The organism is Brenneria roseae subsp. roseae, assembly GCF_003115845.1.
Lineage (GTDB): Bacteria > Pseudomonadota > Gammaproteobacteria > Enterobacterales > Enterobacteriaceae > Brenneria > Brenneria roseae.
Map to the genome: position 1 here is coordinate 207,405 of NZ_KZ819026.1, position 21,126 is coordinate 228,530.

18 protein-coding genes are annotated in these 21,126 nt (G+C 52.2%); 7 read left to right on the top strand and 11 right to left on the bottom strand.

The features are described from left to right. Positions 1–109 precede the first annotated feature (109 nt). On the top strand, positions 110–1,156 hold the full coding sequence (gene sohB, locus DDT52_RS08740) for a protease SohB (protein ID WP_109054021.1): 1,047 nt from the start codon (positions 110–112) through the stop codon (positions 1,154–1,156). A gap of 57 nt (positions 1,157–1,213) precedes the next feature. Here sohB and DDT52_RS08745 read toward each other — a convergent pair whose 3' ends face one another. Continuing rightward, positions 1,214–1,483 (bottom strand): YciN family protein, encoded by a 270-nt coding sequence (locus DDT52_RS08745; protein WP_136155995.1) that lies wholly within the window; start codon positions 1,481–1,483, stop codon positions 1,214–1,216. Positions 1,484–2,017: 534 nt separating this feature from the next. On the opposite strand from DDT52_RS08745, the gene topA reads away from it, so the two are divergent. Beyond that, positions 2,018–4,615 carry a type I DNA topoisomerase gene (topA, locus tag DDT52_RS08750; RefSeq protein WP_136155996.1) on the top strand — a complete coding sequence of 866 codons (2,598 nt, stop codon included), beginning with the start codon at positions 2,018–2,020 and terminating at the stop codon, positions 4,613–4,615. A 349-nt stretch (positions 4,616–4,964) separates the two neighbouring features. Further along, positions 4,965–5,939, top strand: coding sequence for an HTH-type transcriptional regulator CysB (gene cysB, locus DDT52_RS08755; protein WP_109054024.1), 975 nt, complete (start codon positions 4,965–4,967; stop codon positions 5,937–5,939). A gap of 131 nt (positions 5,940–6,070) precedes the next feature. On the opposite strand, the gene nth is transcribed toward cysB, so the two are convergent. From nth to DDT52_RS08805, 10 genes are all read right to left on the bottom strand, one after another. Continuing rightward, entirely contained in the window at positions 6,071–6,706 is a 636-nt protein-coding gene (nth, locus tag DDT52_RS08760) for an endonuclease III (RefSeq protein ID WP_136155997.1), read from the bottom strand. Further along, positions 6,703–7,404 (bottom strand): electron transport complex subunit E, encoded by a 702-nt coding sequence (locus DDT52_RS08765; protein ID WP_136155998.1) that lies wholly within the window; start codon positions 7,402–7,404, stop codon positions 6,703–6,705. The genes nth and DDT52_RS08765 overlap by 4 nt, the downstream gene beginning before the upstream one ends. Continuing rightward, on the bottom strand, positions 7,405–8,034 hold the full coding sequence (gene rsxG / locus DDT52_RS08770; RefSeq protein WP_136155999.1) for an electron transport complex subunit RsxG: 630 nt from the start codon (positions 8,032–8,034) through the stop codon (positions 7,405–7,407). It abuts the gene before it with no gap. A 9-nt stretch (positions 8,035–8,043) separates the two neighbouring features. Next, positions 8,044–9,114 (bottom strand): electron transport complex subunit RsxD, encoded by a 1,071-nt coding sequence (gene rsxD / locus DDT52_RS08775; protein ID WP_136156000.1) that lies wholly within the window; start codon positions 9,112–9,114, stop codon positions 8,044–8,046. Further along, a complete protein-coding gene (gene rsxC, locus DDT52_RS08780; protein ID WP_136156001.1) occupies positions 9,115–11,010 on the bottom strand; it encodes an electron transport complex subunit RsxC in 1,896 nt (631 codons plus the stop codon). Further along, positions 11,003–11,581, bottom strand: a complete 579-nt coding sequence (rsxB, locus tag DDT52_RS08785) for an electron transport complex subunit RsxB (RefSeq protein ID WP_136156002.1) — start codon at positions 11,579–11,581, stop codon at positions 11,003–11,005. The genes rsxC and rsxB overlap by 8 nt, the downstream gene beginning before the upstream one ends. Next, on the bottom strand, positions 11,581–12,162 hold the full coding sequence (gene rsxA / locus DDT52_RS08790) for an electron transport complex subunit RsxA (protein ID WP_136156003.1): 582 nt from the start codon (positions 12,160–12,162) through the stop codon (positions 11,581–11,583). Before rsxA ends, rsxB begins: the two co-directional genes overlap by 1 nt. Positions 12,163–12,368: 206 nt before the next feature. Next, the gene (gene ydgT, locus DDT52_RS08795) at positions 12,369–12,584 is read right to left on the bottom strand and encodes a transcription modulator YdgT (RefSeq protein ID WP_136156004.1); all 216 of its coding nucleotides are present in this window, start codon (positions 12,582–12,584) and stop codon (positions 12,369–12,371) included. 152 nt (positions 12,585–12,736) lie between these two features. After that, positions 12,737–14,242 carry an L-arabinose isomerase gene (gene araA, locus DDT52_RS08800; protein WP_136156005.1) on the bottom strand — a complete coding sequence of 502 codons (1,506 nt, stop codon included), beginning with the start codon at positions 14,240–14,242 and terminating at the stop codon, positions 12,737–12,739. 50 nt (positions 14,243–14,292) lie between these two features. Continuing rightward, positions 14,293–15,978, bottom strand: a complete 1,686-nt coding sequence (locus tag DDT52_RS08805) for a ribulokinase (protein WP_136156006.1) — start codon at positions 15,976–15,978, stop codon at positions 14,293–14,295. 375 nt (positions 15,979–16,353) lie between these two features. Between DDT52_RS08805 and DDT52_RS08810 the strand changes: the two genes are divergently transcribed. From DDT52_RS08810 to araC, 4 genes are all read left to right on the top strand, one after another. Further along, positions 16,354–17,337, top strand: a complete 984-nt coding sequence (locus tag DDT52_RS08810; protein WP_136156007.1) for an arabinose ABC transporter substrate-binding protein — start codon at positions 16,354–16,356, stop codon at positions 17,335–17,337. A gap of 118 nt (positions 17,338–17,455) precedes the next feature. After that, positions 17,456–18,979: an L-arabinose ABC transporter ATP-binding protein AraG gene (araG, locus tag DDT52_RS08815; protein WP_136156008.1), complete on the top strand. Its 1,524-nt coding sequence runs from the start codon at positions 17,456–17,458 to the stop codon at positions 18,977–18,979. A gap of 18 nt (positions 18,980–18,997) precedes the next feature. Next, positions 18,998–19,987 (top strand): L-arabinose ABC transporter permease AraH, encoded by a 990-nt coding sequence (gene araH / locus DDT52_RS08820; protein WP_136156009.1) that lies wholly within the window; start codon positions 18,998–19,000, stop codon positions 19,985–19,987. A gap of 124 nt (positions 19,988–20,111) precedes the next feature. Then, positions 20,112–21,047: an arabinose operon transcriptional regulator AraC gene (gene araC / locus DDT52_RS08825; RefSeq protein WP_136156010.1), complete on the top strand. Its 936-nt coding sequence runs from the start codon at positions 20,112–20,114 to the stop codon at positions 21,045–21,047. Positions 21,048–21,126: the final 79 nt, after the last annotated feature.

Here is a 21,126-nt window from a genome sequence, read left to right on the forward strand (position 1 = left end):
ATCTCGCACGTCATCAGTTAGGTTAACGGTTTAGCGCACGACGCTGACGTCGTAGTTGGTTAGAATAATCAACATCATATTCAATACTCAGTTAATGAGGGCGGTATTTGTGGAATTACTTTCTCAGTACGGTTTGTTCCTGGCTAAAGCGCTCACCATCGTGGTGGCGATTGGCGCGCTGGTGATTGTGGCATTTGGCATATCACAGCGAAAGCGTCAGCACAAAGGTGAGTTACAGGTGATTAATCTGAGCGAACAGTACCGTGATATGCAGCGGGAAATGCAAACCGCCTGCATGAATGACGCTGAGCGTAAGCAGTTATCCAGGCAAGAAAAAAAGAAAGCAAAAGCGTCAGCCCGGCAAGATAAGCAGCGTGCGAAACGCGGTGAAGAAAAAAATGCGAAACCTTGTCTGTATGTGTTGGATTTTAACGGCAGTATGGATGCCGGCGAGGTAAGTTCGTTACGTGAAGAGATTTCCGCCGTACTGGCCGTGGCGAAACCGCAGGATGAGGTGCTGCTGAGACTGGAAAGTCCGGGTGGGGTGGTGCATGGCTACGGGCTGGCCGCATCGCAGCTGCAACGCTTGCGACAGGGCGGCGTTCGCCTGACGGTCGCGGTCGATAAAGTGGCCGCCAGCGGCGGATATATGATGGCCTGCGTAGCCGATCGCATTGTCGCCGCGCCGTTTGCCATTGTGGGGTCCATTGGCGTGGTCGCTCAGATTCCTAACTTCAATCGCTTATTGAAGAACAAGGATATTGACGTTGAATTGCATACCGCTGGTGAGTTCAAACGTACATTAACCCTGTTTGGTGAAAACACCGAGGCCGGGCGGGAAAAATTCCGTGAAGATTTGAATGTCACTCATCGGCTGTTCAAACAGTTTGTACAGGATATGCGCCCTTCACTGGATATTGATTCCGTCGCCACCGGTGAACATTGGTTCGGTTCTCAGGCCAGGGATCTGGGGCTGGTCGATGCGATTGGCACCAGTGACGATCTGCTGATCGCCGAAATGGAAAACCACGAAGTCCTCAACGTGCGTTACACCCGTCGTAAACGCCTGCTGGATCGCCTGACAGGCAGCGCGGGGGATACCGCGGAACGATTAATGCTGCGCTGGTGGCAGCGCGGCAATAAACCGCTGCTGTAAGCGTGGAAATATAGCGCGTAACGCCATCGCCCGCGAATTATCGCGGGCGGTTTGTTTTTAATCGATCAGATAATATTTTTCAGACAGCACCTGGGCCAAATGTTTAAACATATTGAAAACCGCCGTTGTCTTGAGCGTGGGTAACCCATTGGCATCAAGGAAAAACTCGCCGCGGAAAACCAGTACGTCATTTTTTTGTTCTACGCTCTCGGCGAGCATGCCGTGCAGGTAATCGTCGTGATTTTGAATAATTGAATTGGCTTCAGCCAGCAAGCTCTGGCGGTCAATCGGGGATTTTTCTGCGCGTATCTGAGATTCATTGGACATTTATTACCTACTCCTGTGTTCAAACTTTAATCATCGTCGGCTTTTTAGCGTAATCCTGAACAGTTAAGGATCGCGATGCTGGAGCGACTACGGTGCGTGCTATCCAGATCAATAGTGATGTTTCCCGTGATGAAAAGATTGTACTGCGTGAAACGAGGCTATCGCAAATGCACTAAATTTTAGCAACTTGCTTGCCGATACTGAATTCAGTTCAGATTGGCTAAAACGTCGTTTCCATGCTAATTAGGTTGCGTGGCGTTATTTATCAGGTAGAGTGTGGGATTTTGTGCTGCCGGTGGAATAATTTCTTTACGTCATGGCAGTCTGCACTGATTTAATGTGGTAGATAGACAGCGTTAATGTTCAGACAGAATAGAGGGTTACAGGCGTCGCGTTGAAAAAAAGGCTCACCCGCGCAGGATAAATCCGCAACGCCGTGATCCACAATTAATCGAGCATCCGCCCTTGTTTATTTTGGTGGATGCCCCCAAAAGATATCTGATTTTCAGAAGAATTAAGCAGGTAATAGTACATATGGGTAAAGCTCTCGTTATAGTTGAGTCCCCGGCAAAAGCCAAAACGATCAATAAGTATCTTGGCAATGACTACGTGGTGAAATCCAGCGTCGGTCATGTGCGCGATCTGCCGACCAGTGGTTCAGTCAGTAAGAAGAGCGCAGACTCAAACAAAGACAAAACGAAAAAAGCGGTCAAAAAGGATGAAAAATCCGCGCTGGTCAATCGCATGGGGGTTGATCCTTACCATGGCTGGAAAGCTAATTACGAGATTTTGCCTGGCAAGGAAAAAGTCGTTTCTGAACTGAAAACGCTGGCGGAAAACGCTGAGCACATCTATCTCGCAACCGACCTTGACCGCGAAGGGGAAGCTATTGCCTGGCACCTGCGGGAAATCATCGGTGGTGACGATAAGCGGTTCAGCCGCGTGGTGTTTAACGAAATTACCAAAAATGCCATCCAGCAGGCGTTCCAGAAACCGGATAAGTTAAATATCGATCGCGTGAACGCCCAGCAGGCCCGTCGTTTTATGGACCGCGTCGTGGGCTACATGGTCTCTCCGCTGCTGTGGAAGAAGATTGCCCGTGGATTGTCCGCCGGGCGCGTACAGTCTGTCGCCGTACGCCTGATCGTTGATCGCGAGCGTGAAATCAAAGCATTTGTTCCGGAAGAATACTGGGAACTGCACGCCGATTTACTGTCCGGTAATGATGATCAGTTGCAAATGCAGGTCACTCATCACAACGGCAAGCCATTTAAACCGGTTAATAAGGATCAGACACAGGCAGCGGTCAGCCTGCTGGAGAAAGCCAGCTATGTGGTCGCCGAACGTGAAGATAAACCGACCAGCAGTAAACCCGGCGCGCCTTTCATCACATCGACGCTACAGCAGGCGGCCAGTACCCGTCTTGGCTTTGGCGTGAAAAAGACCATGATGATGGCTCAGCGCCTGTACGAAGCGGGCTACATCACTTATATGCGTACTGACTCAACCAACCTGAGTCAGGATGCGTTAACCATGGTTCGCGGGTACATCGGCGACGAATTTGGTAAACGCTATCTGCCGGAGGCGGCTAACCACTACAGCAGTAAAGAGAATTCACAGGAAGCGCACGAAGCGATCCGTCCTTCAGATGTGAAAGTATTGGCCGATAGCTTAAAAGACATGGAAGCGGATGCGCAGAAATTGTATCAACTGATTTGGCGTCAGTTTGTCGCCTGTCAGATGACGCCGGCGCGGTACGATTCCACGACATTGATTGTTGAAGCCGTGGGTTACCAACTGCGGGCCAAAGGCCGCACGTTGCGATTTGATGGCTGGACGAAAGTCATGCCCGCGCTGCGTAAAAATGATGAAGATCGTACTTTGCCGACGGTCGCGGTGGGTGAACAACTGGCATTGCAGAAACTGTTGCCGGGGCAGCACTTTACCAAACCGCCGGCACGTTACAGCGATGCATCATTGGTAAAAGAGCTGGAAAAACGCGGTATCGGTCGTCCTTCTACTTATGCATCGATTATTTCGACCATTCAGGATCGCGGCTATGTGCGGGTAGAAAACCGCCGTTTCTACGCTGAAAAAATGGGTGAAATTGTTACCGATCGTCTGGAAGAAAACTTCCGTGAACTGATGAACTACGATTTCACCGCGCGTATGGAAAGCAGTCTCGACCAGGTGGCGAATAATCAGGCGGAGTGGAAAGCCGTTCTGGATGAGTTTTTCGCCGAGTTCAGCAAACAGTTGGAAACCGCAGAGCAGGATCCGGAAGAAGGCGGCATGCGGCCGAATCAGATGGTGATGACCAGCATCGACTGCCCGACCTGCGGACGCAAAATGGGAATACGCACTGCCAGTACCGGCGTTTTCCTGGGTTGTTCAGGCTATGCGCTGCCGCCAAAAGAGCGCTGTAAAAGCACTATCAATCTGATCCCCGAGGCAGAAGTGCTGAATGTGCTGGAAGGGGATGAAGCCGAAACCAATGCGTTACGCGCGCGTCGCCGCTGTTCGAAGTGCGGTACCGCCATGGATAGCTATCTGATTGATAATCAACGTAAGCTGCACGTATGCGGTAATAACCCGGCTTGCGATGGTTATGAGATCGAAGAAGGTGAATTCCGTATCAAAGGTTATGACGGCCCGATTGTTGAATGTGAAAAATGCGGCTCGGAAATGCACCTCAAGATGGGGCGCTTCGGCAAGTACATGGCCTGTACCAATGAGACCTGTGGCAACACGCGTAAAATTTTACGTAACGGCGACGTCGCGCCACCGAAAGAAGATCCGGTACCGCTGCCTGAGTTGCCCTGTGAGAAGTCGGATGCGTATTTCGTTTTACGAGATGGCGCCGCAGGCGTTTTCCTGGCAGCCAATACGTTCCCGAAATCCCGGGAGACGCGTGCGCCGCTGGTTGAAGAATTACAACGCTTCAAAGATCGTCTGCCTGAAAAATTGCGTTATCTGGCCGATGCGCCGGCAACGGATAAGGATGGCAATAAAGCGATGGTGCGTTTTAGCCGTAAGACAAAGCAGCAGTATGTTTCTTCGGAAAAGGATGGCAAGGCTACCGGCTGGTCAGCTTTCTACGTCGACGGCAAATGGGTGGAAGGCAAGAAATAAGTCGTTTATCCATATGTTCTTGCGGTTGCCCGTCAGAGATAATGTGGGTAAATGAACGTTAAAACTCACTCAGGCCAGCCTTTTTAGGCTGGCTTTTTTTGATCTGGGTAAGAGGATGGCGATTTACCCGAGAGAATAATTATCCGTTGATATACCCTTAGCCGGTTTCACGCAATTTCTTTGTGGACATCATGCGATTGTGGTTATATAAAAACTATTTTTATGATTAAATGACATTAAATGCATGTATATGCATCAGAGTATCGGATAACAAAGCATATTTCTGTTAATGGAATATCATCAGACTTTAGCTACCGCACGCACAATTCAATTGGGAATGGGATAAATTATGAAACTGCAACAGCTTCGTTATATTGTTGAAGTTGTTAACCACAACCTGAATGTTTCTTCTACCGCTGAAGGTTTGTATACCTCTCAGCCAGGGATCAGTAAACAAGTCAGAATGTTAGAGGACGAGCTGGGCATTCAGATTTTCGCCCGTAGCGGAAAACACCTGACGCAGGTCACCCCCGCAGGACAGGAAGTCATCCGTATTGCGCGTGAAGTCCTTTCCAAGGTCGATGCCATTAAAGCTGTTGCCGGCGAGCACACTTATCCGGATAAAGGCTCTCTGTATGTCGCAACGACGCATACGCAGGCCCGCTATGCGCTACCCAGCGTAATAAAAGGATTTATCGAGCGTTATCCCCGCGTATCGCTGCACATGCATCAGGGATCGCCCACGCAGATCGCGGAGGCGGTGGCCAAGGGAACGGCGGATTTCGCCATTGCGACAGAAGCGTTGCACCTCTATGACGATTTGATCATGTTACCGTGTTACCACTGGAATCGTGCGGTGGTGGTGAAGCCCGATCATCCTTTGGCGGCAAAGAAAGACATTAGCATTGAAGAGTTGGCCGCCTATCCGATAGTCACCTATACCTTTGGTTTTACGGGGCGTTCAGAGCTGGACACCGCGTTTAATCGGGCAGGGCTGACCCCACGGATTGTATTCACGGCCACCGATGCGGATGTCATTAAAACCTATGTCAGGTTGGGATTGGGCGTGGGCGTGATTGCCAATATGGCGGTCGATCCACAGATAGAAACCGATTTGGTGACCATCAATGCCAACAGCATTTTCAGCTACAGCACGACTAAAATCGGCTTTCGCCGCAGCACGTTCTTAAGAAGCTATATGTATGATTTCATTCAGCGCTTTGCCCCGCATCTGACCCGTGATGTGGTGGATACCGCGGTTGCGTTACGCTCTAATGATGAAATCGAGGCGATGTTTAAAGATATTACGCTGCCGGTGAAGTAACTGGCGTAAAGAGCGGGTGCAAACAAAAAGGCCAGATAGTTTGACTATCTGGCCTTTTTGCGGGTATTGGTCAAACTGCAATTGTTGTGGTCTCGAAGCCTGCTTTCTCAGGGAACCGCGTAGCGCATTGACTACGCGTAAACTTTTTCTTTGAACTCGCAGAGATCTTCAATCAGGCAGGAGCCACAGCGTGGTTTACGGGCGATGCAGGTATAACGGCCATGAAGAATGAGCCAATGATGGCAATCGACCTTAAATTCTGCGGGTACCACTTTCAACAGCTTTTCTTCTACTTGCTCGACGTTTTTGCCCGGTGCGAAGCCAGTACGGTTACAAACGCGGAAAATATGCGTGTCAACGGCAATCGTCGGCCAACCGAAAGCCGTATTCAATACTACGTTAGCGGTTTTACGGCCAACACCGGGTAAGGCCTCCAGCGCCGCCCGATCTTCAGGTACCTGGCTTTGGTGCTTATCAATCAGAATACGGCAGGTTTTGATGATATTCTCTGCTTTGCCGTTAAACAGGCCAATGGTCTTGATGTACGCTTTGACGCCGTCAACGCCTAATTCGAGCATCGCTTCCGGGGTATTGGCTACCGGATAAAGCTTTGCCGTGGCCTTGTTAACGCTGACGTCGGTCGCCTGAGCAGAGAGCAGAACCGCGATGAGTAATTCAAAAGGGGTACTGAACTTCAATTCCGTTGTGGGATGGGGATCGTTGGCGCGCAGTCTGCTTAAGATCTCAATCCGCTTTTCCCTGTTCATAATGGTTCTCCTGCTGCCTCGGAAGCGGCCGTTTTTGTCACAACGGAGACACGTGCCCGACGCTGTTTCATTTTTTCATCAATCAGGTATTTTGCCGCCAGCAGCAGCCCTAAACCGATAAACGCGCCAGGAGGCAACATTGCCAGCAAGAACGGCGAGTCCAGGTGAACCACTTCAATCCGCAGTGCCGTTGCCCAATGACCTAACAGCTGGGATGCGCCGTCAAACAATGTTCCGTTGCCGAGAATTTCACGCAGGGAACCTAATGCCACCAGCACGCTGGTGGCGCCGAGTCCCATCGCCAGGCCGTCAATGGCCGACAGTCCGACGGGATTTTTCGATGCAAAGGCTTCGGCGCGACCGATAACAATACAGTTCGTCACAATCAAGGGAATGAAAATTCCCAGTGATTGATATAATCCATAGGCGTAGGCGTTGATCAGCATCTGTACCATACTCACCACGGATGCAATAACCATGACATAAATAGGAATGCGGATTTCCGCCGGAACCCAGCGTCTTAGCGAGGAGACCGCGATATTGGTGCAGGTCAGTACCAGCGTGGTCGCCAGCCCTAATCCTAACGCATTGGTGACGGTGGAGGACACCGCCAGCAACGGGCACAGGCCGAGCAATTGCACCAGCGCCGAGTTGTTTTTCCATAATCCCTGAATCAGGATTTGTTTGGCTTCACTCATCTATTTATTCTCTCCACAAACGGGCAGGGTATCGAGCTGCGACGGCAGCGTTTGCAGATACAGCGCACTTCGTTTCACGCTATTGATGACCGCACGTGGCGTAATGGTTGCCCCTGTAAACTGGTCAAACATGCCGCCTTCTTTTTTTACCGCCCAGCGGGCATCATCGACGCCTTGCACCGATTGACCGTTAAAACGGGTGATCCAGTCAGAAATGCGGATCTCGATTTTATCACCTAATCCGGGCGTTTCATGGTGTTCTGTGACCCGGGTAGCTAATACATTGCCATTAAAATCGGCGCCGATCAGAAGCTGTATGGCGCCGGAGTAACCATCGGGCGCGGTGCTCTCTATTGCCGCCGCGACGGGGATGCCATCTTTACGGGCAATGAATAATTGGCGAGGGGATGTTGAACCCAACGCCGAATTCGTGACAACGTAACATTCCTGTTGCATGTCATTATTATACAGATCAGACGGAACAACCTGATCCAACAGCATTTTTTGTTGCAGTAGCGCCTGTCGGGAAATGGTTGGTCCAGTCAGACTGTTTACCACGGCAGTCAATGCAGTGGTAAATGCGGCAAACAGTGCCAGCGTCATGGCATGGCGGCGCATTGTGGTAAACATGGCAGATCCTTAGCGATGATGGCCGTAAGCGCGCGGTTTAGTGTAGTAGTCAATTAATGGCACCGTAATGTTTGCCAGCAGTACCGCAAACGCCACGCCATCAGGATAGCCGCCATAGGTTCTGATCAACCAGACTAACAGACCAATCAGAGCACCAAAAATCAGGCGGCCTTTATTGGTCGTTGATGCGGTTACCGGATCGGTGGCAATAAAGAATGCCCCCAGCATGGTGGCGCCAGAAAACAGATGCAGAACGGGCGGTGCGCATTTTTCCGGTGCCAGTAACCAACCCAGTGAAGCGCACAGCACCAGGCTAAATAAAAAACTGATTGGAATATGCCAGCGTATGGTTCCGCGAGCCAGCAGAAACAGTCCACCGATGAGAAAACCGATATTAACCCACTGCCAGCCGATACCGACCATGACGGTGGTAAAAATGGTTGGCGCGAACAGCGGCTGTTGCAAAATATCCTGCGGTTGATGACCCGAGTGCAGGCCTGTTTTGAATGTATCCAGCGGCGTCGCCTGACTGATGCCATCGACCGTATGCATTAACTGCTGTGCAGAGTACCCAGATGGCGTATGACCGGACAGGATCGTCATCAGGGCGTCGTAGAAACCGATCGGCATGATCTGAAGCGGACCGGGGGGTAACCAACTGGTCATCTGAACGGGGAAAGAGATGAGCAGGACAACATAGCCAATCATTGCCGGGTTGAACGGATTTTGCCCCAGTCCGCCGTACAGCTGTTTGGCAATCACAATGGCGAACGCGGTTCCTATGACAACCATCCACCAGGGAGCCAGCGGCGGCAGGCTAATGCCAAGCAAAATGGCGGTCAACAATGCAGAGTTATCGGCCAGTGTCGCGCGGACATCGAACTTCCTCAGTGACACCGTCACGAATTCGGCAATCAGCGCGGTAGCTGATGCAAGGCCAACCTGAATCAGGTTGCCGTAGCCAAAGAAATAGTACTGCGCCAGCATCCCTGGGATACAGGCCACGATAACCAACAGCATAATACGCTGAGTGCGTTGCTGATTGTGAGTAAAGGGAGAACTCGCGATTTTGAAAGCCATTTATTCCTCTTGAAACTTCGATGCCGCCTGAGCGGCCTTACGTGCTTTCACGCGGGCAATGGCCGCGGCAACGGCGGCTTTGCGTGGATCGATCAGGTCATCATCCACGTTTCCGGTAGGTTCCGGCGTAACGGGTTCCGCCTCAGCATTGGTACCGCCAGCCTGCTGCGCGGCCTTACGCGCTTTGACGCGGGCAATGGCTGCGGCGACCGCCGCTTTACGAGGATCGGCCTCCGCATTGTTTGAACTATCAGGCGCTAAGGTTTCCGCGAGGGATTGTTTTTCCCGCGCCTGAGCTTTGCGCGCGGCGCGAGCGGCAATGACGGCACTGTTGTCTGGCTGTTGACCCGGAACGATTTCAATTACCGTATCAACGGTGGCCGCTTTTTTATGGCGAATTCTTTCCAACGCGGCTTGTACCGCTTGTTTATCGCTGGTTGATACGCCAGCGGCAGCTTGTTTATGCCGCAATTCACGAGCCAGTTTTTCACGTTCAAGCCGCGCCTGCTTGGCTTCAAAGCGCAGTTTGGCCTGCGCTGCACGCTGGGCCTCTTCATCGATGGCCCGAATTTCGGCTTTTTCCTGCCGGTAATACTGCACTAGCGGGATATTGCTGGGGCAAACATAGGCACAGGCACCGCATTCAATGCAGTCGAACAAATGGTGGTTGCGGGCCTTTTCATGCTCCTGTCCGCGGCTGAACCAATATAACTGTTGCGGCAGTAATCCGGCGGGGCAAGCGTCGGCGCATTGGCTGCAACGGATACAGGATTGCTCTTCGGCAACGGGTTCGATTTCCGTGTAAGACGGCGCCAACAGGCAGTTACTGATTTTGACCACCGGCACATCCAGTGACGGCAGCGTAAAGCCCATCAGCGGCCCGCCCATAATCACCATGGGTTGTTTATTGACGTGGAAGCCCGCGTGTTTAAGCAAATGACGTACCGGGGTGCCTAACCGCGCCCAGACATTCCCGGGCTGACGCAGCGCTTCACCGGTCAACGTCACGACGCGTTCGGTCAGCGGTTCGCCATCGATAACCGCACGTTTAATGGCAAACATCGTCCCCACGTTCTGCATCAGTATACCAATGGCGGCAGAATGCTTACCAAAGGGCACTTCCTTACCCGTCAGAATTTTGGTGAGCTGTTTGGCTCCCCCCGACGGGTATTTGGTCGGGATCACGCGCAGTTGTATGTCGCTGCGCTGGCGTAATGCATGGCGCAGGGCTTCAATGGCTTCGGGTTTGTTATCTTCAATACCGATAAGAATACGCTGAGGTTGCAGCAGAGAATCAAGAATATCGATGCCTTGTACGATTTCATCGGCGCATTCCTGCATCAGCCGATCGTCTGCGGTGATATAGGGTTCACATTCCGCCGCATTGATGATCAGCGTTTCGATCCCGCGCATGCCGCCCTGTAATTTTGCCGCAGTCGGAAAACCTGCGCCGCCGAGACCGGCAATCCCCGCCTGATGAAGATGATTCAGCACCGTATCGGCTGATTGTGTACGGTAATCGGCCAGCGTATGGCGCTCACACCAGCGGTCTTCGCCGTCGGGAATAAGGATGACGCTTAACTCTGGCAGGCCGGAAGGGTGCGCCGTCATGTGCTGGCGAATGGCGTTAATCGTGCCGGATGTAGGGGCGTGAACGGGGAGAGTTCTCCCTTTGCCGAGGGTCAAAGGCTGACCGCGCAGCACTTTCTCGCCCACTTTTACGCACAGTTCCCCTTCAGGGCCCAGATGCTGTTTAAGTGGAATAATAAACTGTTCAGGCAAGGGAATTTGACGCAGCGGAATCCGGCTGGACTGCGTTTTCATTTCCGGCGGATGAATACCACCGTCGAAATCCCAAATTCTGTCTTTTTTAAAGGCGGAAAACAGCTTAAGCATGTTGTTCTACTTGAATAACGCGAACCGGAATCGTATCGAGGTCCCACTTCCAGTTGGCGGGCGTGGGCGCAATGGGGTGCATCTCAATACAATCTGTCGGGCAGGGTGAGACGCACAGATCGCAACCCGTGCATAAATCACTGACAACGGTATGCACGGCTTTGGTACTGCCAACAATGGCATCTACCGGGCAGGCCTGGATGCATTTCGTACAGCCAATACAGTTACTTTCATCGATCCACGCCACTTTACGTTCGGGATTCAGCACGGCGTTATCACCGTCGAGGGGCTGAGGATCGATGTTCAGCTTTTCAGCCAGCTTCAGCATCATGGCTTCGCCGCCAGGCCCGCACTTATTGATGTTTTCACCATTCAGGCATACCGCTTCCGCATAAGGGCGGCAGCCGGGATAACCGCACTGGCCGCACTGGCTTTGCGGCAACATGGCCTCGACCTGTTCGACCATGGGATCGCCTTCCACCTGAAAACGTCGGGAGGCGTAGCCAAGGACGAGGCCGAAACACAGCGCGAGCGAGCTTAACGCGACAATAGCGATCCAGATAGTCGTCATCAGAATTTCACCAGACCGGTAAAGCCCATGAATGCCAGCGACATCAATCCGGCGGTGATCAATGCGATAGCGTTCCCGCGAAACGGGGCAGGAACATCAGAAACCGCGATACGCTCGCGAATGGCGGCAAACAGCACCATGACCAAAGAGAAGCCCATCGCGCCGCCAAAACCGTAAACGGTTGACTGAAGAAAACCGTGCGACATATTCACGTTGAGTAATACCACGCCTAAAACCGCGCAATTGGTGGTAATCAACGGCAGGAAAATCCCCAGCAAACGGTAGAGGGCAGGACTGACCTTACGCACGAACATCTCGGAAAACTGAACGACAAACGCTAATACCAGAATAAACGCCATGGTTCGCAGATAAAGAATATCCAGCGGCAACAAAATGAATTCGTTGACCAACCAGGAAAACATCGATCCCAGGGTCATTACGAATGTGGTCGCCATCCCCAGGCCAATCGCCGTCTCCAGTTTTTTGGACACGCCCATAAATGGGCACAGCCCCAGGAATTTCACCAGAACGAAATTATTTACCAGGAGGATGCTAACAAATAATAAAGCGTATTCGGTCATTACAGTGCCTAAAAAAACAAAACCCGCATATTATCGGGTATTGTCGGGCTTTCGACAACATACCCAAAGTAGGGGTATAGGCGAAAAACGGGGTATCTGCATCAATATTCCGGGTCGGGAAAGGCTATCCGTCGGGAAAACGCGATAGCCACAGGTACGTGCGGATGCATAACTATTCGAAGCGGGGGGATCATATCATCAAAGGATTACATCACATAACGCCATACTGATTTAGGTACGCATCCCAAATCAAATAATTTCCCGCCAGAAACCAATTCGGCCCGACGATGGTCGGCGGCGCGATACATATTGATGATTTCTTGATTATCTGTCAGAGAATAATTGAGATGATCGAAAAGTTTTTCCAGACTCTCTATGGTGCTGACTTTTCTGAATTTAAGCAAATAGTCATAAGCGGTCATAATGAATGAGCTAATAGTTATGTAGTTGAGATGACTAAGTATATGCACGAGAGAAACGCTGTCCAGAGGGGGATAGAAAAAGAAATCTGATTTTTGATACCGCGGCATAAATCGGGAAAAAAGGCGGCCGAAGCCGCCTCAGTTAACTCACCTTACTGTGTGCAAAGCTTGTAATAGACTTCGTTCCAGCGCAGTGCGTCTTTAAACGCGGGGATACGCGTATCGTTATCGATGACCAGTAATTCAATATTCTGCATTTCGGCATACAGGCGCATATAGTCCAGATCCAGTGCCTGCGAGAATACCGTATGATGCGCGCCGCCTGCCAGAATCCAGGCTTCGGCCGCCACTTCCAATGACGGCTGGGCCTGCCAAATCGCCCGCGCCACAGGCAGCTTGGGCAGTGGGCGGGGTTGTTCGATGGCATCGACCTGATTCACCAGCATTCTGAAGCGATCTCCCATATCGATGACGCTGGCATTGAGAGAAAGTCCCGCAGGCGTAGAGAAGATCAGACGGGCGGGATCGGCCTTGCCGCCGATGCCCAGATGTTGCGCATCCAGAATCGGTTTCTGTTCTTTGGCGATGCTGGGGCAAACTTCCAGCATATGGGAGCCCACAACCAGATTGTTGTTATTCTGGAAGTTATAAGTGTAATCCTCCATAAATGAGGTTCCGCCCGGCAATCCATGCGCCATCACTTTCATGATGCGCAGTAGCGCCGCCGTTTTCCAGTCGCCTTCGCCGCCAAAACCGTAACCCTGTTGCATCAACCGCTGTACGGCTAGCCCCGGTAACTGTTTCAGTCCATAGAGGTTCTCAAAATCGGTGGTAAAGGCTTTATAGCCGCCCTGTTCCAGAAAACGCTTTATGCCGAGTTCAATCTGTGCCGCATCCAGCAGGTTCTGGCGATTAGGACCATGCAGCCTGACGGCGTCCGTCAATTGATAGCTGGCTTCGTATTCTTCAATCAGCGTATCGATATCACCTTTAGCGACTGCATCGACAACGGCAACCAAATCGCCCAACCCCCAGGCGCTAACGGAGTAACCGAACTGAATCTGCGCCCCGACTTTATCGCCCTCGGTGACGGCCACTTCGCGCATGTTGTCGCCAAAACGCGCCAGCTTCAGCTGTTTGCCTTCCTGAATCGCCGCGGCGACGCGCATCCACTTGGCGATGCGCTGGTGCGCGTTTTTATCCTGCCAGTGGCCGACCACCACCTGATGCGCCTGATGCATCCGTGCCCCGATAAAACCGAATTCACGGCCGCCGTGCGCCGTCTGATTCAGGTTCATAAAATCCATATCCATAGTATCCCACGGGATTTCGGCGTTGAACTGGGTATGGAATTGCAGCAGCGGTTTATGAAGGATACGGAGTCCGCCAATCCACATCTTGGCCGGAGAAAACGTGTGCAACCAGGTGAGCAGGCCAATACAGTTATCCTGATAGTTCGCATCGCGGCACAGGGATGTGATTTCGTCCGGCGTTTTCACCAGGGGTTTCAGCACCAGTTTAACGGGCAGACCGCCGTCCTGATTCAGACCCGCGACGACTTTTTCCGCATTCTCTTTTACCTGCTGTAAGGTTTCGGGTCCGTAAAGGTGCTGGCTGCCGATAACAAACCAGACTTCAAGCTGCTTAAAATGATCCATGATGACTCCTGTTTCGGTATCCCCACGCAGGGGAAGAAAATAATCGATGATTAAGCTTCTGCCTTGGCTTTCGGGTTGTAAGCGGGTTCAGCCACGCGACACCATTGCTGGTAACGCTCATAAAGCTGCTGATAGCGGGCCACGCGTTGGCTATCCGGCATCAGCGTGCGTTCAATGCTGCTGGCCATATGGCGTTGTGCCGTCGGAATATCGGCATGTTTACCCGCGGCGACGGCGGCGAAAATGGCTGCACCCAACGCACAGCACTGATCGGAAGCAACGATTTGCAACGGGCGATTCATGACATCGGTGCAAACCTGCATGATGGTGGGGGATTTACGTGCGATACCGCCCAACGCAAGAATGTTCTCAACCGGCACGCCCTGATTTTCAAAACACTCCATGATGGCGCGGGCGCCGAAAGCGGTGGCGGCGATGAAGCCGCCAAACAGCGTTGGCGCGTCGGTGCCGAGATTGAGATCGGTGATCACGCCTTTTAACCGTTGATTGGCAAAAGGCGTTCTGCGCCCGTTAAACCAGTCGAGGACAACGGGCAGATGATCCAGCGTTGGGTTTTCGGCCCATGCCTGCGTGAGTCGTTCAAGCAATTTACTTTCCGTTGCCTGTAGTGGCGCATTGAGTTCGGGATAATCTCTGATGGCCTGTTGCAAAGACCAGTTCAACAGACGGCCAAACCAGGCATACATGTCACCGAAAGCGGACTGCCCGGCTTCCAGCCCGATATAGCCGGGCACCACGCTGCCATCCACCTGACCGCAGATCCCTGCGATTGTGCGATCGGCAATACGGGACTCATCGGCGATCAAAATGTCGCAGGTGGAGGTGCCAATGACCTTAACCAGCGTATAAGGCTGCGCGCCGGCGCCAACGGTGCCGACATGACAGTCAAACGCGCCGCCCGCAATCGTCACGGTGTCCGGCAAACCAAGCCGCTGCGCCCATTCGAGGGTGAGGGTGCCGACCGGCCGATCGGCCGTCCAGGTTTCGGTAAACATCGGGTATTGCAAACGTTCGGTCAGGCAGGGGGAAAGGGCGTGCAGAAAGTCTTTGGGCGGCAAACCACCCCAGTCAGGATGCCAGAGTGACTTGTGACCGGCGCTACAGCGCCCGCGTTTGATGTTCTCCGGCGCCACCGTACCGGAAAGCAGGGCGGGAACCCAATCGCATAATTCGATCCAGGAAACGGCGGCCTGACGGACCTGCGCATCTTCACGCGTTACATGCAGGATTTTCGCCCAAAACCATTCGGAAGAATAGACGCCGCCAATATAGCGGGTGTAATCCGGAAATGGTCCGCTGCGACACAGCGTGTTGATCGCTTCGGCTTCTTCTATCGCCGTGTGATCTTTCCACAAGACAAACATCGCATTGGGGTTATCGGCGAATTCGGGACGCAGCGCCAGAACCTGTCCCTGTTCATCTATCGGCGCCGGCGTCGAACCGGTGGAGTCAACCCCGATACCGATAACCCGCTGACGCTGTTCTGCCGTCAGCAGCCCGACAACGACCCGGATAGCCTGTTCCAGTGATTCGATGTAATCCAGCGGATGATGTCGGAACTGGTTGTTGGCGGGCTGGCAATACCTGCCTTCACGCCAGCGAGGGTAATAGACCACTTCTGTTGCTAATTCTTGCCCGGTCTGGCAATCAACGGCCAGCGCGCGCACCGAATCACTGCCGAAATCGAGGCCAATAGTAATCGCACCCGCACTCATCGTTTCGCTCCTGTTAATCCTGCTTTTTATTGTTGTTAACAATAGGCAGGGGATAAGTCGGGGCGTGAGGATCCGTTAGCTGGAAGTATGTATTTTTCTGTCGCCAGCAGTCATTTTGTGATGGTGGTCAAAAGTTAATAACTGGTTAAATTTGCTAAATGTATGCACAAACCTGTCGTTGTTACGGTATGTGATAGCGCTCTATATTCTTGATGAAAATACCGGTTAAAACATAGAGCGTCTGAATGTTGCTGAGTAAAGGAATGATGCTAAGTCTGTGTTTTTCCTTTATCCAGACTGAAATTGCCCTACCGAGAACGATGATATACATCAGCCTGGCTGACGTATAAAAAGATAAATATATCGGAGAACATCATGCATAAATTCACTAAGGTGCTGGCAACGATCGGGCTGGCTGCCGTTATGTCACAATCGGCTATCGCCGAAACATTGAAACTGGGATTTCTGGTAAAGCAACCGGAAGAACCCTGGTTTCAGACTGAATGGAAGTTTGCTGATAAAGCAGGAAAAGATCTCGGTTTTGATGTGATTAAAATTGCGGTTCCCGATGGGGAAAAAACCCTTAATGCTATCGACAGTCTGGCGGCCAGCGGGGCGAAAGGTTTTGTTATCTGTACGCCCGATCCCAAGTTGGGGCCGGCAATCGTCGCCAAAGCACGTAGTTACGATTTGAAGGTTATCGCGGTGGACGATCAGTTTGTCAACGCCAAAGGTGAGCCGATGGACACGGTGCCGCTGGTTATGATGGCCGCAACCAAAATCGGTGAGCGCCAAGGTCAGGAACTGTGGAAAGAAATGAACAATCGCGGCTGGAAGGTGGAAGAAACCGCCGTCATGGCCATTACGGCAAATGAGCTGGATACCGCGCGCCGTCGCACCAGCGGTTCGATGGAAGCCCTGAAAGCCGCCGGTTTCCCGGAACAGCAAATCTATCAGGTGCCCACCAAATCCAACGATATCCCCGGCGCGTTTGATGCCGCTAACTCCATGCTGGTTCAGCATTCCAATGTGAAAAACTGGCTGATTGTGGGCATGAACGACAACACCGTGTTGGGCGGCGTTCGTGCGACCGAAGGCCAGGGTTTTAAAGCCCCAAATGTGATCGGCATCGGCATCAATGGCGTGGATGCGGTGAGCGAGCTGTCCAAAGCTCAGGCCACCGGCTTCTATGGTTCACTGCTGCCAAGTCCGGATATTCACGGATATAAGAGTATCCAGATGCTGAATGAGTGGGTGACCAAGGGCGTTGAGCCGGAAAAATTCACCGAAGTTACCGACGTGGTGCTGATTACTCGTGAAAACTTCAAGGTCGAACTGGAGAAAAAAGGGCTGATGTAAGTCGGGAGGGACAAGGATGTCCGTGCGTTTACCCATAAATGTGATTCACCCCGCCAAAGCATGGCGGAATCGAAACCCACTGGCGTTATCGCCGGTGGTTAACCATGAGGAAACGGACATGACAGCACAGTCACCCTATTTGTCGTTTCATGGAATTGGTAAAGAGTTTCCCGGTGTCAAGGCGCTTTCAGATATCAGTTTTTCCTGCCAGGCCGGGCAGATCCATGCATTGATGGGGGAAAACGGGGCGGGTAAATCCACGTTGCTGAAAATTCTGAGTGGTAACTATGCCCCCTCGGCCGGGGAAATTCATATTCAGGATAAGCCGGTTCAATTCAGTAACACGATGGACGCCCTGAATGCCGGAGTGGCGATTATTTACCAGGAATTACACCTGGTTCCGGAAATGACGGTTGCGGAAAATATCTATCTTGGTCAGTTACCGCACAAATATGGCATGGTCAATTATTCGCTGCTGCGTTATGAGGCCAAACTGCAACTTGAACACCTGGGATTGGATCTTGATCCGGATACCCCGCTGAAATACCTGTCTATCGGGCAGTGGCAAATGGTGGAAATCGCCAAGGCGCTGGCCCGCAATGCCAAAATTATTGCGTTTGACGAACCAACCAGCTCGCTCTCGGCCCGTGAAATAGAACAGCTATTCCGGGTGATTAAAGAGTTGCGCAGTGAAGGGCGAGTCATTCTGTATGTTTCACATCGTATGGAAGAAATCTTCGCTCTGAGTGATGCGATTACCGTGTTTAAAGATGGCCGCTATGTGCGCACGTTTGACGATATGCAGCAGGTAAACCACGAATCGCTGGTACAAGCTATGGTGGGACGCGACCTGGGGGATATCTATGGTTACGCGCCGCGCCCGCACGGTGAAGAACGCCTGACGCTGAAAGACGTGAAAGCGCCCGGTGTAAAATCGACGGTTTCGCTGAATGTGCGCCAGGGCGAGATTGTCGGCCTGTTTGGTTTGGTGGGCGCGGGCCGCAGTGAATTGATGAAAGGGTTATTTGGCGCCACCCGGATTACATCGGGTGAGGTATTGCTGGATGGCAAACCGTTGGTGGTGAATTCGCCGATCGACGCGATCCGTCAAGGGGTGATGCTGTGTCCTGAAGATCGCAAAGCGGATGGCATCATTCCCGTTCACTCGGTACGCGACAACATTAATATCAGTGCGCGGCGTAAAAGCGTGAAAGCCGGATTCATCATCAATAATCAGTGGGAAGAGGATAACGCTGCCCGCCGTATTGACGCGCTGAATATCAAAACGCCTTCTGCGGAACAGCTGCTCATGAACCTGTCCGGGGGAAATCAGCAGAAGACCATTCTTGGACGCTGGCTGTCAGAAGATATGAAAGTCATTCTGCTGGATGAACCGACCCGCGGGATTGACGTGGGCGCCAAGCATGAGATTTATCATGTGATTTATGCCTTGGCAAAACAAGGCATTGCCGTGCTGTTTGCTTCCAGCGATTTACCCGAAGTGCTTGGGCTGGCTGACCGTATCATTGTGATGCGTGAAGGTGCCGTTTCCGGTGAGATCCCACATGAAGAGGCCACGGAACAGAAGGTACTGAGTCTGGCAATGTTACGAACCCCCGATATCGAATCTGCGGTTGCCTGACCGCGAAGGAGCAAAATAATGTCAACGGTTACGTCTGCTACCCCCGAAAAAAAGAAGAAAAGCGGTATGGGGATTTCCCGCATTTGGGATAACTACGGCATGCTGGTGGTTTTTGCCGTACTGTTTATCGGATGCGCTATTTTTGTGCCTAACTTTGCCTCCTTTATTAATATGAAAGGGCTGGGGCTGGCTATCTCCATGTCCGGTATGGTGGCCTGCGGTATGTTGTTCTGCCTGGCTTCCGGTGATTTTGACCTGTCGGTGGCGTCGATCATTGCCTGTGCAGGGGTCGCGACCGCGGTGGTCATCAATATCAGTGAAAGCCTGTGGATTGGTGTCGGCGCTGGGCTACTGCTGGGCGTGTCGTTCGGTTTGCTAAACGGTTTCGTCATCGCGCGGCTAAAAATCAACGCACTGATCACCACGCTGGCCACCATGCAGATTGCACGCGGCCTGGCCTATATCATTTCCGACGGTAAAGCGGTTGGGATTGAAGATGAACGTTTCTTTGAATTAGGTTATGCCAACTGGCTGGGATTGCCCGCACCGATTTGGATTACCGTGGGCTGTATGATCCTGTTTGGACTGCTGCTGAATAAAACCACGTTTGGCCGTAATACGCTGGCGATTGGGGGAAATGAAGAAGCGGCGCGTCTGGCGGGGGTGCCCGTAGTGCGCACCAAGATCATCATCTTTGCGCTTTCCGGTCTGGTTTCCGCGGCGGCGGGCATCATTCTGGCATCGCGTATGACCAGCGGACAGCCGATGACCTCCATCGGTTATGAGCTCATCGTTATTTCCGCCTGTGTGCTGGGCGGGGTATCGCTGAAAGGCGGTATTGGCAAAATTTCCTACGTGGTCGCCGGGGTGCTGATTCTGGGCACGGTAGAAAATGCGATGAATCTGCTGAATATTTCGCCGTTTGCACAGTATGTGGTACGTGGTTTGATCCTGCTGGCTGCGGTGATTTTTGACCGTTACAAACAGCTGTCGAAGAAAACCGTATAAACGTTTATCGATTCGTCATATCCGTGCGGACGGATATCGCTTCGGGCTACCGCCGGCGGTGTGTTTCCCATACGGATATGACGCAGGATAAATTGAGTTTTTACTGACGTGTTCCGGAGGTTCGATGTATCACCGTATGGCGCATGAATCCCAGTCTAATCCGTTGCTGCCGGGGTATTCGTTCAACGCGTATCTGGTCGCCGGGCTGACCCCCATTCTGGCGGAAGGACCGCTTGATTTCTTTATCGATCGGCCCGATGGCATGAAAGGTTATATCATCAATCTCACTATCAAAGGACAAGGACAGGTGTTTGACGGTGATGATGCTTTTTATTGTAATCCCGGGGATTTACTCCTGTTTCCCCCTAAATCCAAACATTTTTACGGACGATCCCCCAGTAGCGACTGCTGGTATCACCGCTGGGTGTATTTCCGACCGCGCGCCTACTGGGCTGATTGGCTCGAATGGCATACCAGGAATTGCGGTGTGGGGCGTCTGAGCCTGCCAAATAATCAGCTGTTGCTGGAGTTTGATCGATTGTTTGCCAATATCGAACAAACGCAACGTTCAGGACGGCGTTTTTCGGAAGAGCTGGGGATGAACTTGCTTGAACGCCTGTTGTTGCGAGCAATGGAAGAAGATCCCCAGAGCCCGCAGAAAATTATGGATCCGCGCGTGATCGAGGCCTGCCAGTTTATTACCAGTAATCTGGCGGGTGAGTTGCGGATTGATGAAGTGGCCCGGCATGTTTGTCTGTCGCCATCGCGTCTGGCGCATCTGTTCCGTGAACAGGTCGGGATCAACATTCTGCGTTGGCGCGAAGATCAGCGGGTGATTCGCGCCAAACTGCTGTTGCAGACGACGCAGGAGTCGATCGCCAATATCGGCAGGGTGGTCGGCTATGATGATCAACTGTACTTTTCCCGGGTATTCCGTAAACGCGTTGGCGTTAGCCCCAGTGATTTCCGGCGCCGCAGCAGTGAAATCAATTACCCGTCGGCCAAAACACACGAGGCTCCACGGTGGGGGAACCCGATATCAGATGCCGTAGGCGCCTGACCGGAATTGCCTGCCATCGCCCAAAATAGCGGGTTCCCCTGATGCTATACTGAATTTTACATTACGCAGTAAACGCATC